The sequence below is a fragment of the Pseudomonas sp. F-14 TE3482 genome (assembly GCF_053629455.1).
The window spans coordinates 6,465,369-6,479,950 of sequence record NZ_JBRJII010000001.1; the positions used below are offsets into that span (position 1 = coordinate 6,465,369).

The window sequence follows — 14,582 nt, forward strand, 5'->3', positions numbered from 1 at the left end:
AAAAACGCCCCGATTGTTGTCAGGGCGTGATTCTACCTGCTTTGTCGGACATTAGGCGCTTAGCGCGCGCGCATGATGTTGCAGGTGGTCATCAATGAAGCTGGCGATGAAGAAATAACTGTGGTCGTAGCCCGGTTGCAGACGCAACGTCAGCGGGTGACCTGCCAGTTTGGCGGCCTGTTGCAAGGCTTCAGGCTTGAGCTGAGTGGCCAGGAAATCATCGCGATCACCTTGATCGACCAGCAGTGGCAGCTTCTCGTCCGCCTCGGCAATCAATGCACAGGCATCCCATTCGCGCCACTTCGAACGATCCTCTCCCAAGTAACGGGAAAAGGCTTTCTGGCCCCAAGGGCAATCCATCGGATTGTTGATCGGCGAGAACGCCGACACCGACAGATAGCGCCCCGGATTGCGCAACGCACAGACCAACGCGCCGTGGCCGCCCATGGAGTGACCGCTGATGCCACGCTTGTCCGATGTCGGGAAATGCGCTTCGACCAATGCCGGCAATTCCTGCACGACATAGTCATGCATCCGATAGTGCCGGGACCACGGTTCCTGCGTGGCATTCAGATAAAACCCGGCACCGAGACCGAAGTCCCAGGCGCCATCCGGATCACCCGGCACATCAGGACCGCGAGGGCTGGTGTCCGGTGCGACGATGATCAGCCCCAGCTCGGCGGCCATGCGCATGGCGCCGGCCTTTTGCATGAAGTTCTCGTCGGTGCAGGTCAGGCCGGACAACCAGTACAGCACCGGCAGTTTACCGCCCTGCTCCGCTTGTGGCGGCAGGTACACGGCAAACACCATGTCGCAACCGAGCACGTCGGAGCGGTGCCGGTAGCGCTTGTGCCAGCCGCCGAAGCTTTTCTGACAGGAGATATTTTCCAGGCTCATGACCGACCTCAGAAATGGATGACGCTACGGATGCTTTTGCCTTCATGCATCAGGTCAAACGCCTTGTTGATATCTTCCAGGCCCATGGTGTGGGTGATGAAGGTATCCAGCGGGATCTCGCCGGTCTGGGCCATTTCGACATAGCTCGGCAACTCGGTACGCCCACGCACACCACCGAATGCCGAACCGCGCCAGACGCGACCGGTCACCAACTGGAATGGACGGGTGGAGATTTCCTGACCGGCACCGGCCACGCCGATGATCACCGACTCACCCCAACCCTTGTGGCAGCACTCAAGTGCAGCACGCATCAACTGGACGTTGCCGATGCATTCGAAGGAAAAGTCGACGCCGCCATCAGTCATGTCGACGATCACTTCCTGAATCGGACGATCGAAGTCTTTCGGGTTTACACAATCGGTAGCGCCCAATTGCCTGGCGATCTCGAACTTGGCCGGGTTGATGTCGATGGCGATGATCCGCCCAGCCTTCGCTTTGACCGCGCCAATCACAGCCGACAGACCGATGCCGCCCAGACCGAAGATCGCGACGGTGTCACCCGGTTTGACCTTGGCAGTATTGATTACCGCACCAATGCCAGTGGTGACGCCACAACCCAGCAGGCAGACTTTTTCCAAGGGTGCTTCTTTAGGAATTTTGGCGACGGAGATTTCCGGCAGCACGGTGTACTCGGAGAAGGTCGAGGTGCCCATGTAGTGGAAAATCGTTTCGCCCTTGTAGGAAAAACGCGAAGTGCCATCCGGCATCAGACCTTTACCCTGGGTCGCACGAATCGCCTGGCAGAGGTTGGTTTTGCCCGACAGACAGAATTTGCACTTGCCGCATTCCGGGGTGTACAGCGGGATCACATGGTCGCCGACGGCAACCGAAGTCACGCCTTCGCCAATCGCTTCGACCACCGCGCCACCTTCATGACCCAGGATCGACGGGAAGATACCTTCCGGGTCCGCGCCCGAGAGGGTGTAGGCATCGGTATGGCAAACACCGGAGGCGACGACGCGCAGCAGAACTTCCCCAGCCTTGGGCATGGCGACATCGACTTCAACGATCTCGAGGGGTTTCTTGGCCTCGAAGGCAACGGCGGCGCGCGACTTGATCATGCTGGCTCTCCAGTGAATAAAAACGAGACAGGGAGTGTAATACAGCGCCCGAGGATGAATAATCAGGACAAAAGCAAAACATTATTGCTGTACAGGGATAATCCTGATGTCCGAAAACCGCTGGGAAGGCATCGATGAATTCGTTGCCGTTGCTGAATGCAGCCAATTCACCGCCGCCGCTGAACGCCTTGGAGTGTCTTCCTCCCACATCAGCCGCCAAATCGTACGGCTGGAAGAGCGCCTGCAAACCCGTTTGCTCTATCGCAGCACCCGCCGGGTCACCTTGACCGAGGCCGGGCAAACCTTTTTGCAACATTGCCAGCGTTTGCAGGACGGTCGCGAAGAAGCCTTGCGCGCTGTCGGCGACCTGACCAGCGAACCCAAGGGCATGCTGCGCATGACCTGTGCCGTGGCCTACGGCGAACGATTCATCGTGCCGCTGGTGACTCGCTTCATGGGGCTGTATCCACAACTGCGCGTCGACATCGAGCTGAGCAACCGCCCGCTCGATCTGGTGCATGAAGGGCTGGACCTGGCCATCCGCCTCGGCCGCTTGCAGGATTCCAGGTTGGTCGCGACGCGCCTGGCACCACGGCGCATGTACCTGTGCGCCTCTCCGTCCTACCTGGAACGGTATGGTCGCCCACACAGCTTGTCGGAATTGAGTCGCCATAACTGCCTCATCGGTAGCTCGGACATCTGGCAACTGGAACAGAACGGGCGGGAATTTTCCCAGCGAGTACAGGGAAACTGGCGCTGCAACAGTGGGCAGGCAGTGCTGGATGCCGCATTACAAGGGGTTGGGTTATGTCAGTTACCGGATTACTACGTGCTGGAATACCTGAAAAACGGCGAATTGATTTCGCTGCTGGAAGCCCATCAGCCGCCGAACACAGCGGTTTGGGCGCTTTACCCACAGCAACGGCATCTGTCGCCGAAAGTGCGCAAGTTGGTGGATTACTTGAAGGAGGGGTTGGCCGAACGGCCGGAGTATCGAACTTAAGATCAAAAGATCGCAGCCTGCGGCAGCTCCTACAAGGTTATGTGTACACCCAAGGAGCTGCCGCAGGCTGCGATCGTTCAGCGGCGGTTAGCCCAACGCTGGCGCAACCATTCAAGGTCTTCAGGGCGAGTGACTTTGATGTTATCGGATCGCCCTTCAATCAGGCGCGGCGCCAAACCCGTCCATTCCATGGCCGAAGCTTCATCGGTGATGACAACGTCGGCCACCAGACTATCGGCCAATGCCCGATGCAACGCGCCAAGGCGAAACATTTGCGGCGTATAGGCCTGCCAGATCACGCTGCGATCCACCGTCTCCAGCACACGCCCGTGCTTGTCGACCCGCTTGAGGGTATCGCGCGCAGGCACCGCCAATAGACCGCCAACCGGATCATCAGCCAGTTCACTGAGCAATTTATCGAGATCATCACGCGCCAGATTCGGTCGTGCAGCATCGTGCACCAACACCCAATCCTCATCGTTAGCGCCTTGGGCATGCAGATGCAGCAAGGCATTGAGCACCGACCCGGAGCGCTCGGCGCCACCTTCGACCCGCTGAATACGCGGATCGGCAGCACAGGCCAGGTTCGGCCAGTAAGGATCGTCGACTGCAAGACTGACCACCAACCCCTTCAGGGCAGGATGATCGAGGAAACAGCCGAGGCTGTGTTCGAGAATAGTGCGCCCGCCCAGTTGCAAGTATTGCTTGGGACGGTCCGCGGCCATACGGGCACCGACGCCCGCGGCAGGAATCACGGCCCAGAAGGCCGGTAGCGAATTAATCATTGGGCCAACTGGTAAAGGGTTTCACCGTCCTTGACCATGCCCAACTCATGACGAGCCCGTTCTTCAACGGTCTCCATGCCCTTTTTCAATTCGCTGACTTCGGCGTCCATCACCCGATTGCGCTCCAGCAACGCCTCGTTCTCGGCGTGTTGATCCGCAATCTGCTGCTTCAGCTCGGCCACTTGCGCCAGACTGCCATTACCCACCCACAGGCGGTACTGCAGGCCGGCCAGCAGCAAAAGCAAGACGAGAAACAACCAATTGGGACTGCGCATCGAATATCAGGTATCCAGTGAAAAAAGACAGCCATGCCATAACTTTGAAGCTTCTGATAGCACGAAGCCTGGAAGAACCAGGCTTGTGCTAATAAGGCATCAGATTAGTGGCAAATTCATCGCTGTCGCGATTTTTCGACACAATCCGGTGTCTTTTTTACTCTTTGCTACTCAGCCGCGGAATTCGCTACGGCCGTTGTACTTGGCTTTGCCATTCAACTGCTCTTCGATACGCAGCAGTTGGTTGTACTTGGAAACACGGTCGGAACGGCACAGGGAGCCGGTCTTGATCTGGCCAGCCGCAGTGCCCACAGCCAGGTCGGCAATGGTCGAATCTTCGGTTTCGCCGGAGCGGTGCGAGATGACGGCGGTGTAACCAGCGGCCTTGGCCATCTGGATCGCTTCCAGGGTTTCGGTCAGGGTGCCGATCTGGTTGAACTTGATCAGGATCGAGTTGGCGATCTTTTTATCGATGCCTTCTTTCAGGATCTTGGTGTTGGTCACGAACAGATCGTCGCCTACCAGCTGAGTCTTCTCGCCGATTTTGTCGGTGAGGATTTTCCAGCCTGCCCAGTCGGACTCGTCCAGACCGTCTTCGATGGAGATGATCGGGTAACGCTCGGTCAGGCCTTTCAGGTAATCGGCGAAACCTTCAGCGGTGAACACCTGGCCTTCGCCGGACAGGTTGTACTTGCCGTCTTCGTAGAATTCGCTGGCTGCGCAGTCCAGAGCCAGGGTCACGTCGGTGCCCAGCGTGTAACCGGCATTGGCCACGGCTTCGGAGATCACTTTCAAAGCGTCTTCGTTGGAGGCCAGGTTCGGCGCGAAACCACCTTCGTCACCGACGGCAGTGCTCAGGCCACGAGCCTTCAGTACAGCTTTGAGGTGATGGAAAATCTCGGTGCCCATACGCAGACCTTCCGAGAAAGACTTGGCGCCAACTGGCTGAACCATGAATTCCTGGATGTCGACGTTGTTATCGGCGTGCTCGCCACCGTTGATGATGTTCATCATCGGAACCGGCATCGAGTAAACACCCGGGGTGCCGTTCAGGTTGGCGATGTGAGCGTACAGCGGCAGGTCCTGGTCCTGAGCGGCTGCCTTGGCCGCGGCCAGGGAAACGGCGAGGATCGCGTTGGCGCCCAGGGTCGCTTTGTTTTCGGTGCCGTCCAGCTTGATCATCGCGTGATCCAGCGCTTTCTGGTCGCTTGGGTCTGCACCCAGCAACAGGTCGCGGATCGGGCCATTGATGTTGGCGACGGCTTTCAGAACGCCTTTGCCCAGGTAACGGCTCTTGTCGCCATCACGCAGCTCGAGTGCTTCACGCGAGCCAGTGGAAGCACCGGATGGCGCGCAAGCGCTGCCGATGATGCCGTTATCGAGAAGCACATCTGCTTCCACAGTGGGATTGCCACGGGAGTCGAGAACTTCACGACCTTTGATGTCGACGATTTTTGCCATTGTTGTGAACACTCCAAAGTTGACGAAAACGACGCAGCTGAAGGAAATCTTTATCGTCGGCAAGTGACAGACAAGGGGCAGGCTTGCGGACGATAAGGCTCAAGCCCGAGGGCCTGAGCGTTAAACCGTGCAGTACTTTACCGGAGAATCGGGGTTTACGCGGTTTCTACTGTCGGAAAACTTTTAACCAATTCGTCCAGTGCCTTGAGCTGGGCCAGGAAGGGTTCCAGTTTGTCCAGACGCAAGGCGCAAGGGCCGTCGCATTTGGCGTTGTCCGGGTCCGGGTGCGCTTCGAGGAACAGGCCGGCCAGCGACTGGCTCATGCCGGCCTTGGCCAGGTCGGTGACCTGGGCACGACGACCGCCGGCTGAATCGGAGCGACCGCCAGGCATTTGCAGCGCGTGGGTCACGTCAAAGAACACCGGGTATTCGAACTGCTTCATGATGCCGAAGCCAAGCATGTCGACGACCAGGTTGTTGTAGCCGAAGCTCGAACCACGCTCGCAGAGGATCAACTGATCGTTACCGGCTTCTACGCATTTGTTCAGGATGTGCTTCATTTCCTGAGGCGCGAGGAACTGGGCTTTCTTGATGTTGATCACCGCGCCGGTCTTGGCCATCGCGACCACGAGGTCGGTCTGGCGCGACAGGAAGGCCGGCAACTGGATGATGTCGCAGACTTCAGCGACGACCGCGGCCTGATCAGGCTCGTGGACGTCGGTGATGACCGGCACACCAAAGGCTTGCTTGATGTCCTGGAAAATCCGCATGCCCTCTTCCAGGCCGGGGCCACGGTAAGAGGTCACAGAAGAACGGTTCGCCTTGTCGAAACTGGCCTTGAACACGTAAGGGATACCGAGTTTTTCGGTGACCTTTACGTACTCTTCGCAGACCTGCATCGCCATGTCGCGGCTTTCCAGCACGTTCATGCCACCGAACAGCACCATTGGCTTGTCGTTGGCAATTTCGATGTTGCCTACGCGGATGATCTTCTGTGCCATCGGGTTTACGCCTTCTTCTGGTGTTGGGCCAAAGCGGCTTTGACGAAGCCGCTGAACAACGGGTGACCGTCGCGCGGTGTCGAGGTGAACTCAGGGTGGAACTGGCAAGCGACGAACCATGGATGATCCGGTGCTTCGACCACTTCAACCAGCGCGCCATCACCGGAACGACCGGAGATTTTCAGACCGGCCTCGATGATTTGCGGCAGCAGGTTGTTGTTCACTTCGTAGCGATGACGGTGACGTTCGACGATCACGTCCTTTGCATAGCAATCGTGCACCAGGGAACCTGGCTCAAGCAGGCAATCCTGAGCGCCAAGGCGCATGGTGCCGCCCAGATCGGAGGTTTCGGTACGGGTTTCGACTGCGCCGGTGGCATCTTCCCACTCGGTGATCAGCCCCACGACCGGGTGACCGCTGGTGCGATCGAACTCGGTGGAGTTGGCGTCTTTCCAGCCCATGACGTTACGAGCGAACTCGATAACGGCCACTTGCATGCCCAGGCAGATGCCCAGGTACGGAATCTTGTTTTCACGAGCGTATTGAACGGCAGTGATCTTGCCTTCAACGCCACGCAGACCAAAGCCACCCGGTACCAGAATCGCGTCGACGCCTTCCAGCAGCGCGGTGCCCTGGTTTTCGATGTCTTCGGAATCGATGTAGCGCAGGTTGACCTTGGTGCGGTTGCTGATGCCGGCGTGACTCATCGCTTCGATCAGCGACTTGTAGGCGTCCAGCAGTTCCATGTACTTGCCGACCATCGCGATGGTGACTTCGTGCTCCGGGTTCAGCTTGGCATCCACCACCGCTTCCCACTCGGACAGATCGGCGCTGTCGCATTGCAGGCCGAAACGCTCGACGACGAAATCATCCAGGCCCTGGGAGTGCAGAATGCCCGGGATCTTGTAGATGGTGTCGGCGTCTTCCAGCGCGATCACCGCACGTTCTTCAACGTTGGTGAACTGCGCGATCTTGCGACGCGAAGAGATATCGATCGGGTGATCGGAACGGCACACCAGCACGTCTGGCTGCAGGCCAATGGAACGCAGTTCCTTGACCGAGTGCTGAGTCGGCTTGGTTTTGGTTTCGCCGGCAGTGGCGATGTACGGCACCAGCGTCAGGTGCATCAGCATCGCGCGCTTGGCGCCGACTTCGAAACGCAATTGACGGATCGCTTCGAGGAACGGTTGCGATTCGATGTCACCCACGGTGCCACCGATCTCGACCATGGCCACGTCGGCATCGCCGGCGCCCTTGATGATCCGGCGCTTGATTTCGTCGGTGATGTGCGGGATCACCTGAATGGTTGCGCCCAGGTAATCACCACGGCGCTCTTTGCGCAGGACGTGTTCGTAGACACGGCCGGTGGTGAAGTTGTTGTTCTGGGTCATGGTCGTGCGGATGAACCGCTCGTAGTGGCCCAGGTCCAGGTCGGTCTCGGCGCCGTCGTGGGTGACGAACACTTCACCGTGCTGGAACGGGCTCATGGTGCCCGGGTCAACGTTGATGTACGGGTCCAGCTTCAGCATGGTGACCTTAAGTCCCCGCGCCTCCAGGATGGCCGCCAATGAAGCCGAGGCAATGCCTTTCCCCAATGAAGAAACAACACCGCCCGTGACGAATATGTAGCGCGTCATGAAAAACCCTAGAAGTCTGCGTTAAAGCGGTCCGAGCCGCCGGGGAAAGCGAAGGAAGGCCGAAGCCCCCGATCACCTGCATTAATCACAGTGCATCTTTCAAAAAAACCGCCGCGTTGGGACAGACCGGCAGGTGAAACACCGGTAGGTTGCTCGCTACACATTTTTTGGAATCGCCCAGCAAAGACTGCTTGGTAATCGGCAACTCCTGCGATTCAGGCGAATCCACAGAAGTTGTATCAAGAAGGGAGCGTAGTCTACCGGAAAGCCCCTTTCAGCTCAAACCTTGATCTTCGATCTGCGGCTGCCAATGCGAATACCAGCCATCTTGCTCACCGCCATTTAGCCCCCGCAGGTTCGCCACCGCCAGCAATTGCTGGTCTCTGTAGACCAGCGGCAATCTGCCACGGGCGAAGCCCGGCACACCGCTTTCGTTGAGTAAACGCTTCAAGTCACGGTGGCCGCGATCGGGCAGGTTCATCACCTCGCCTCCCTCACGATAGCGGATCTGCAGCGGGCCAACGGGGATCTGACCGGTGAACGTAAGTACACCGTTATCCGGCAACGCCAGTGATACCGAGGGCTCAGCCCAAGACACCGGGGATGGCGGAGTGCGCAGCCAGCCACCCGACAACCACCAGACACGCCTACCCGCGCGATGCAATTCACCCGCCGCCAGCCGCCAGACCGGACGCGCATCGCCGGTCGCATCACGCAAATTTTCCCAACCCGACCAATGGTCACTGTCCGGCAAAGTCGTCAGCGGTTTGAGCCAATGACTTAGCGCATTGCGCTGACGCGCATCAGACAGTTTTTCCAGTGGTGCCAGCGCCAGCGACGGCAAACCCAGCCAATCGAAATCGCTGACCGTGGTGGCATGGGCCAGATCGATTTGCGCCAATTCGTCGAGTAGTTCTTGCGCTTCGCTCAGATGCGCAGCGCTGCGTGCCATGGTCGCCACCGCTTGCGGCCAGCGCGCAGTCAACACCGGGAACACTTGATGACGCAGATAATTGCGCGAGAACTGGTGGTCCTGGTTCGACGGATCCTCGATCCAGCTCAACTGATATTCAGTCGCGTAGGCCTCAAGCTCGGCGCGAGCGACGTCGAGCAAGGGTCGCAGCAGATGCCCGCGCCCCAAAGAACGCTCGCTCGGCATTCCCGACAACCCTCTCACCCCTGCCCCACGCATCAGCCGAAACAACAGGGTTTCCGCCTGATCGTCGCGGTGTTGGCCCGTGAGCAGCACGTCACCGACGTGAGTCGCCGCGATGAAGGCGCCATAACGCGCATCCCGCGCCGCGCGCTCAAGGCTGGCGCCCGATTCAACCTGAACCCGCACGACCTCTAGCGGCACTCCCAGCGCATCACAAACCGACTGACAATGTTCCGGCCACGCATCAGCCGCAGCCTGGAGGCCGTGGTGGACATGGATGGCGGTCAGCGCCGGCAGGGATTGGGTTTTCGCAAGGTGCGCGAGAAGGTGCAGCAGGACGGTGGAGTCGAGACCACCGGAGAACGCGATGCGCCAGGTTGTGGCGTTGCGCCACGGTGCAAGATTCAGCAAGAGTCTGGCAGGCAAATCAATCGTGGGCTGACTCATATCGATCACTTCGCACAAATCAAATGTGGGAGCGGGCTTGCTCGCGAAGGCGGTTCAACATTCAACACATCAGTCGACTGTTATACCGCTTTCGCGAGCAAGCCCGCTCCCACATTATTAAAGCCGAGGTCAGATCAGAGACCGTAGCTCATCAGACGCTCGTAACGACGGGCCAACAGCGCCTTGTTATCGAACTTCTTCAACATCGCCAGTTGCGAGCTCAGCTCGGCGCGGATCGAGGCAGCCGCAGCGGCCGGATCACGATGAGCGCCGCCCAATGGCTCGCCGATCACTTTATCGACAATGCCCAGGCCCTTCAGACGCTCGGCAGTGATGCCCATGGCTTCAGCTGCATCCGGGGCTTTCTCGGAAGTTTTCCACAGAATCGAAGCGCAACCTTCCGGCGAAATCACTGCATAGGTCGAGTACTGCAGCATGTTCAGCTGGTCGCAGACGCCGATCGCCAATGCACCACCGGAACCACCCTCACCGATCACGGTGGCGATGATTGGGGTTTTCAGACGAGCCATGACGCGCAGGTTCCAGGCAATCGCTTCGCTCTGGTTGCGCTCTTCGGCGTCGATACCAGGGTAAGCACCCGGAGTGTCGATGAAGGTCAGGATCGGCATTTTGAAGCGTTCGGCCATTTCCATCAGACGGCACGCCTTGCGGTAGCCTTCCGGACGCGGCATGCCGAAGTTGCGGCGAACCTTCTCGCGCACTTCGCGGCCTTTCTGGTGACCGATGATCATCACCGGCTGATCATCCAGACGGGCAACACCACCTACGATGGCAGCGTCGTCGGAGAAGTGACGGTCGCCGTGCAGTTCGTCGAACTCGGTGAAGATGTGTTCGATGTAGTCCAGGGTATACGGACGTTTCGGGTGACGCGCCAGACGTGCGATCTGCCAGCTAGTCAGCTTGCCGAAGATGTCTTCGGTCAGCGTGCTGCTCTTGTCCTGCAGGCGGGAGATCTCATCGCCGATATTCAGCGAATTGTCATTACCGACCAAGCGCAACTCTTCGATCTTGGCTTGCAGGTCGGCGATCGGCTGTTCGAAATCTAGAAAATTCGGGTTCATAGGCGTCCGTCTTGGGTCGACCTTCCAAGAGAGCTTGGGCCGGCCGGTTGTCTATTCGCGCCCTACCTTAAGGGACAGGCGCGTTCAGGTCGAGATTAAAAATTTGGGTCGGGATCAGGCGCGTTCCAATGGCAAGGAATGGCACCTGACCGTCAACGGTATTGGAGGAAGACGTTGTCTCGCCCGAACTGGTCACGCAGGGCTTGAATCAAGGCATCCGCCGGGTCGATCCGCCAGGTCTCGCCGAACTGCAACAAGGCCTTCGCATCGGGACTGGTGTACTCCATGGTGATCGGGCACGCGCCGCGGTGGCGCTTGAACAGCTCACCCAGCCAGCGTAGCTGATCGCCTTTCAAATCCTTGGTGTGCAATTTCAGGCGCAGGCTTTCAGCCAGGTTGGTGCGCGCATCTTCCATGCTCATCACGCGCTTGACCCGCAACCGCAGGCCGCCAGAGAAGTCGTCATTGCTGACTTCGCCTTCGACCACCACCATCGCGTCGGTCTGCAACAGCGACTGCGCGGAATGGAAGGCGTCGGCGAACAGCGAGGCTTCGATCCGCCCGGAGCGGTCGTCGAGGGTGATGAAACCCATCTTGTCGCCCTTTTTATTCTTCATCACCCGCAGGGCGATGATCATGCCCGCGACTGTCTGGGTATCGCGAGCAGGCTTCAGGTCGATAATGCGCTGACGGGCGAAGCGACGGATCTCGCCTTCGTATTCGTCGATCGGGTGACCGGTCAGGTACAGGCCCAGGGTGTCTTTCTCCCCTTTCAGGCGTTCCTTGAGGGTCAGTTCCTTGGCCTTGCGATGATTGGCATAGACGTCGGCGTCGTCCTCGACGAACAGCCCGCCAAACAGGTCGGCGTGACCACTGTCGTGGGTGCGCGCGGTTTGTTCGGCAGCCTTGATCGCCCCTTCCATCGCGTTCAACAAGACCGCGCGGTTCTGGTCGATGCTGGCTTGATAGGCTTTGGGTTCGTCATGGAAATACGGGCCCAGACGATCCAGCGCGCCGCTGCGGATCAAACCGTCCAGGGTGCGCTTGTTGATCCGCTTGAGATCGACACGGGCGCAGAAATCGAACAGATCCTTGAACGGTCCGTCCTGACGCGCCTCGGTGATCGCTTCCACCGGTCCCTCGCCCACACCCTTGATTGCGCCGAGGCCATAAATAATGCGGCCTTCGTCATTCACCGTAAACTTGAACTCCGAAGTATTCACATCCGGCGCGTCGAGACGCAGCTTCATGGTGCGAATTTCTTCGATCAAGGTCACGACCTTGTCGGTGTTGTGCATATCCGCCGACAGTACCGCGGCCATGAACGGCGCCGGGTAGTGGGTTTTCAGCCACGCAGTCTGGTACGACACCAGGCCATACGCGGCGGAGTGGGATTTGTTGAAGCCGTAACCGGCGAATTTTTCTACCAGGTCGAAGATGTTACCGGCCAGGTCGGCGTCGATATTGTTGGTGGCGCAACCTTCAATGAAACCGCCACGTTGCTTGGCCATTTCCTCGGGTTTTTTCTTACCCATGGCTCGACGCAGCATGTCTGCACCGCCAAGGGTGTAACCGGCCATGACCTGGGCAATCTGCATCACCTGTTCCTGATACAGGATGATGCCGTAAGTCGGCGCCAGGACTGGCTTGAGGCCTTCGTACTGGTAATCCGAGTGCGGGTAGGCGAGCTCCGCGCGACCGTGCTTACGGTTGATGAAGTCGTCCACCATGCCCGATTGCAACGGGCCCGGACGGAACAGGGCCACCAGTGCGATCAAGTCTTCCAGGCAGTCGGGCTTGAGCTTTTTGATCAGCTCTTTCATGCCGCGCGACTCGAGCTGGAACACCGCGGTGGTTTCAGCTTTTTGCAGTAGCGTGTAGGTCGGTTTGTCGTCCAGCGGAATGAACGCGATATCCAGCGGTGGCTCGTTGACCTTGGCGCGATCGCGGTTGATGGTTTTCAGCGCCCAGTCGATGACCGTCAGGGTCCGAAGGCCCAGGAAGTCGAACTTCACCAGACCGGCAGCCTCTACGTCGTCCTTGTCGAACTGGGTTACCAGGCCATCGCCCGCTTCGTCGCAATAAATCGGCGAGAAGTCGGTCAGCTTGGTCGGCGCGATTACCACACCACCGGCGTGCTTGCCGACGTTACGCACAACGCCTTCAAGCTTGCGCGCCATCTCCCAGATTTCCGCAGCCTCTTCATCGACCTTGATGAAGTCGCGCAGGATTTCTTCCTGCTCGTAGGCTTTTTCCAGGGTCATGCCAACTTCGAACGGAATCATCTTCGACAGACGATCCGCCAAACCGTAGGACTTGCCCTGCACCCGCGCCACGTCACGGACTACCGCTTTCGCCGCCATGGAACCGAAGGTGATGATCTGGCTCACCGCGTTACGGCCGTATTTCTCGGCCACGTAATCGATCACCCGGTCACGGCCGTCCATGCAGAAGTCGACGTCGAAGTCGGGCATGGAAACCCGTTCCGGGTTAAGGAAACGTTCGAACAGCAGGTCATATTCCAGCGGGTCGAGGTCGGTGATTTTCTGCACATAAGCCACCAGCGACCCGGCACCCGACCCACGACCCGGACCGACCGGCACGCCGTTGCTCTTGGCCCACTGGATAAAGTCCATCACGATCAGGAAGTAACCGGGGAAGCCCATCTGGATGATGATATCCAGCTCGAAATTCAGCCGGTCGACATAGACCTGACGTTTGGCTTCGTAGTCTTCGGTGGTGTCCTTGGGCAGCAGAACGCTGAGGCGTTCTTCCAGACCATCGAAGGAAACCTTGCGGAAGTACTCGTCAATGGTCATGCCATCGGGAATCGGGAAGTTGGGCAGGAAGTGTTTGCCCAGTTTCACCTCGATGTTGCAGCGTTTCGCGATCTCAACCGTGTTTTCCAGCGCCTCGGGCAAGTCGCTGAACAGCTCGGCCATTTCCTCGGCGCTTTTGAGGTATTGCTGATCACTGTAATTCTTCGAACGCCGCGGATCGTCGAGGGCGCGGCCCTCACCGATGCACACGCGGGTTTCGTGGGCTTCGAAGTCTTCCTGCTTGATGAAGCGCACGTCGTTGGTCGCCACCAGCGGAGCGCCGATTTTCGTCGCCAGCGCCACGGCGCCGTGCAGTTGTTCTTCGTCATTGGGGCGGCTGGTGCGCTGGACTTCCAGATAGAAGCGATCCGGGAACACCGCCATCCACTCGCGAGCCAGGGTTTCGGCTTCGTCCGGGTTGCCGCTGAGCATGGCCAGACCGATCTCGCCCTCTTTCGCCGCCGACAGCATGATCAAGCCTTCGCTGGCTTCAGCCACCCACTCGCGCTCGATGATCACCGAGCCATTGCGCTGGCCGTCGATGAAGCCACGGGAGATCAGCTCGGTGAGGTTGCGATAACCCACCGCATTCATCGCCAACAGGCTGATCCGGCTCAAGGGGTTGTCCGGATCCTTGTTCGACAGCCACAGGTCGGCGCCGCAGATCGGCTTGATCCCCGCACCCATCGCCGCTTTATAGAATTTGACCAGGGAACACATGTTGTTCTGGTCAGTGACCGCAACGGCAGGCATGTTCATGCCGACCAGGGTCTTGACCAGCGGTTTGATCCGCACCAGACCGTCGACCAGGGAATATTCAGTGTGCAGGCGTAGATGAACGAATGAAGCCGGCATAGTGATCCTGTCTAGAAACTAGAAACGTGAAGACAACAAGGCC

The 14,582-nt window shown here is 58.7% G+C and carries 11 protein-coding genes; 1 reads left to right on the top strand and 10 read right to left on the bottom strand.

Features of this window, described 5'->3' with window-relative positions:
* Positions 1–51 precede the first annotated feature (51 nt).
* Together fghA and AB7M26_RS29510 are read right to left on the bottom strand one after the other, a co-directional pair.
* A complete protein-coding gene (gene fghA, locus AB7M26_RS29505; RefSeq protein ID WP_123501176.1) occupies positions 52–897 on the bottom strand; it encodes an S-formylglutathione hydrolase in 846 nt (281 codons plus the stop codon).
* Between the two features lie 8 nt (positions 898–905).
* Complete coding sequence (locus tag AB7M26_RS29510; protein ID WP_018927002.1) at positions 906–2,018, bottom strand: S-(hydroxymethyl)glutathione dehydrogenase/class III alcohol dehydrogenase; 1,113 nt, start codon at positions 2,016–2,018, stop codon at positions 906–908.
* Positions 2,019–2,124: 106 nt separating this feature from the next.
* Between AB7M26_RS29510 and AB7M26_RS29515 the strand changes: the two genes are divergently transcribed.
* Positions 2,125–3,021: a LysR substrate-binding domain-containing protein gene (locus AB7M26_RS29515; RefSeq protein WP_030127975.1), complete on the top strand. Its 897-nt coding sequence runs from the start codon at positions 2,125–2,127 to the stop codon at positions 3,019–3,021.
* Between the two features lie 77 nt (positions 3,022–3,098).
* On the opposite strand, the gene ispD is transcribed toward AB7M26_RS29515, so the two are convergent.
* From ispD to dnaE, 8 genes are all read right to left on the bottom strand, one after another.
* Positions 3,099–3,806: a 2-C-methyl-D-erythritol 4-phosphate cytidylyltransferase gene (gene ispD / locus AB7M26_RS29520; RefSeq protein WP_123501174.1), complete on the bottom strand. Its 708-nt coding sequence runs from the start codon at positions 3,804–3,806 to the stop codon at positions 3,099–3,101.
* Positions 3,803–4,081: a cell division protein FtsB gene (gene ftsB / locus AB7M26_RS29525; protein ID WP_007907178.1), complete on the bottom strand. Its 279-nt coding sequence runs from the start codon at positions 4,079–4,081 to the stop codon at positions 3,803–3,805. The genes ispD and ftsB overlap by 4 nt, the downstream gene beginning before the upstream one ends.
* Positions 4,082–4,252: 171 nt before the next feature.
* On the bottom strand, positions 4,253–5,542 hold the full coding sequence (eno, locus tag AB7M26_RS29530; protein WP_123501172.1) for a phosphopyruvate hydratase: 1,290 nt from the start codon (positions 5,540–5,542) through the stop codon (positions 4,253–4,255).
* Positions 5,543–5,697: 155 nt separating this feature from the next.
* Positions 5,698–6,543 carry a 3-deoxy-8-phosphooctulonate synthase gene (gene kdsA / locus AB7M26_RS29535; RefSeq protein WP_008072675.1) on the bottom strand — a complete coding sequence of 282 codons (846 nt, stop codon included), beginning with the start codon at positions 6,541–6,543 and terminating at the stop codon, positions 5,698–5,700.
* A gap of 5 nt (positions 6,544–6,548) precedes the next feature.
* Positions 6,549–8,180 (bottom strand): CTP synthase, encoded by a 1,632-nt coding sequence (locus tag AB7M26_RS29540; protein WP_008072674.1) that lies wholly within the window; start codon positions 8,178–8,180, stop codon positions 6,549–6,551.
* Positions 8,181–8,454: 274 nt separating this feature from the next.
* Positions 8,455–9,783 carry a tRNA lysidine(34) synthetase TilS gene (gene tilS, locus AB7M26_RS29545; protein WP_123501170.1) on the bottom strand — a complete coding sequence of 443 codons (1,329 nt, stop codon included), beginning with the start codon at positions 9,781–9,783 and terminating at the stop codon, positions 8,455–8,457.
* A gap of 134 nt (positions 9,784–9,917) precedes the next feature.
* Complete coding sequence (locus AB7M26_RS29550; protein WP_007907168.1) at positions 9,918–10,865, bottom strand: acetyl-CoA carboxylase carboxyltransferase subunit alpha; 948 nt, start codon at positions 10,863–10,865, stop codon at positions 9,918–9,920.
* A 152-nt stretch (positions 10,866–11,017) separates the two neighbouring features.
* The gene (gene dnaE / locus AB7M26_RS29555; RefSeq protein WP_123501168.1) at positions 11,018–14,539 is read right to left on the bottom strand and encodes a DNA polymerase III subunit alpha; all 3,522 of its coding nucleotides are present in this window, start codon (positions 14,537–14,539) and stop codon (positions 11,018–11,020) included.
* Positions 14,540–14,582 lie beyond the last annotated feature (43 nt).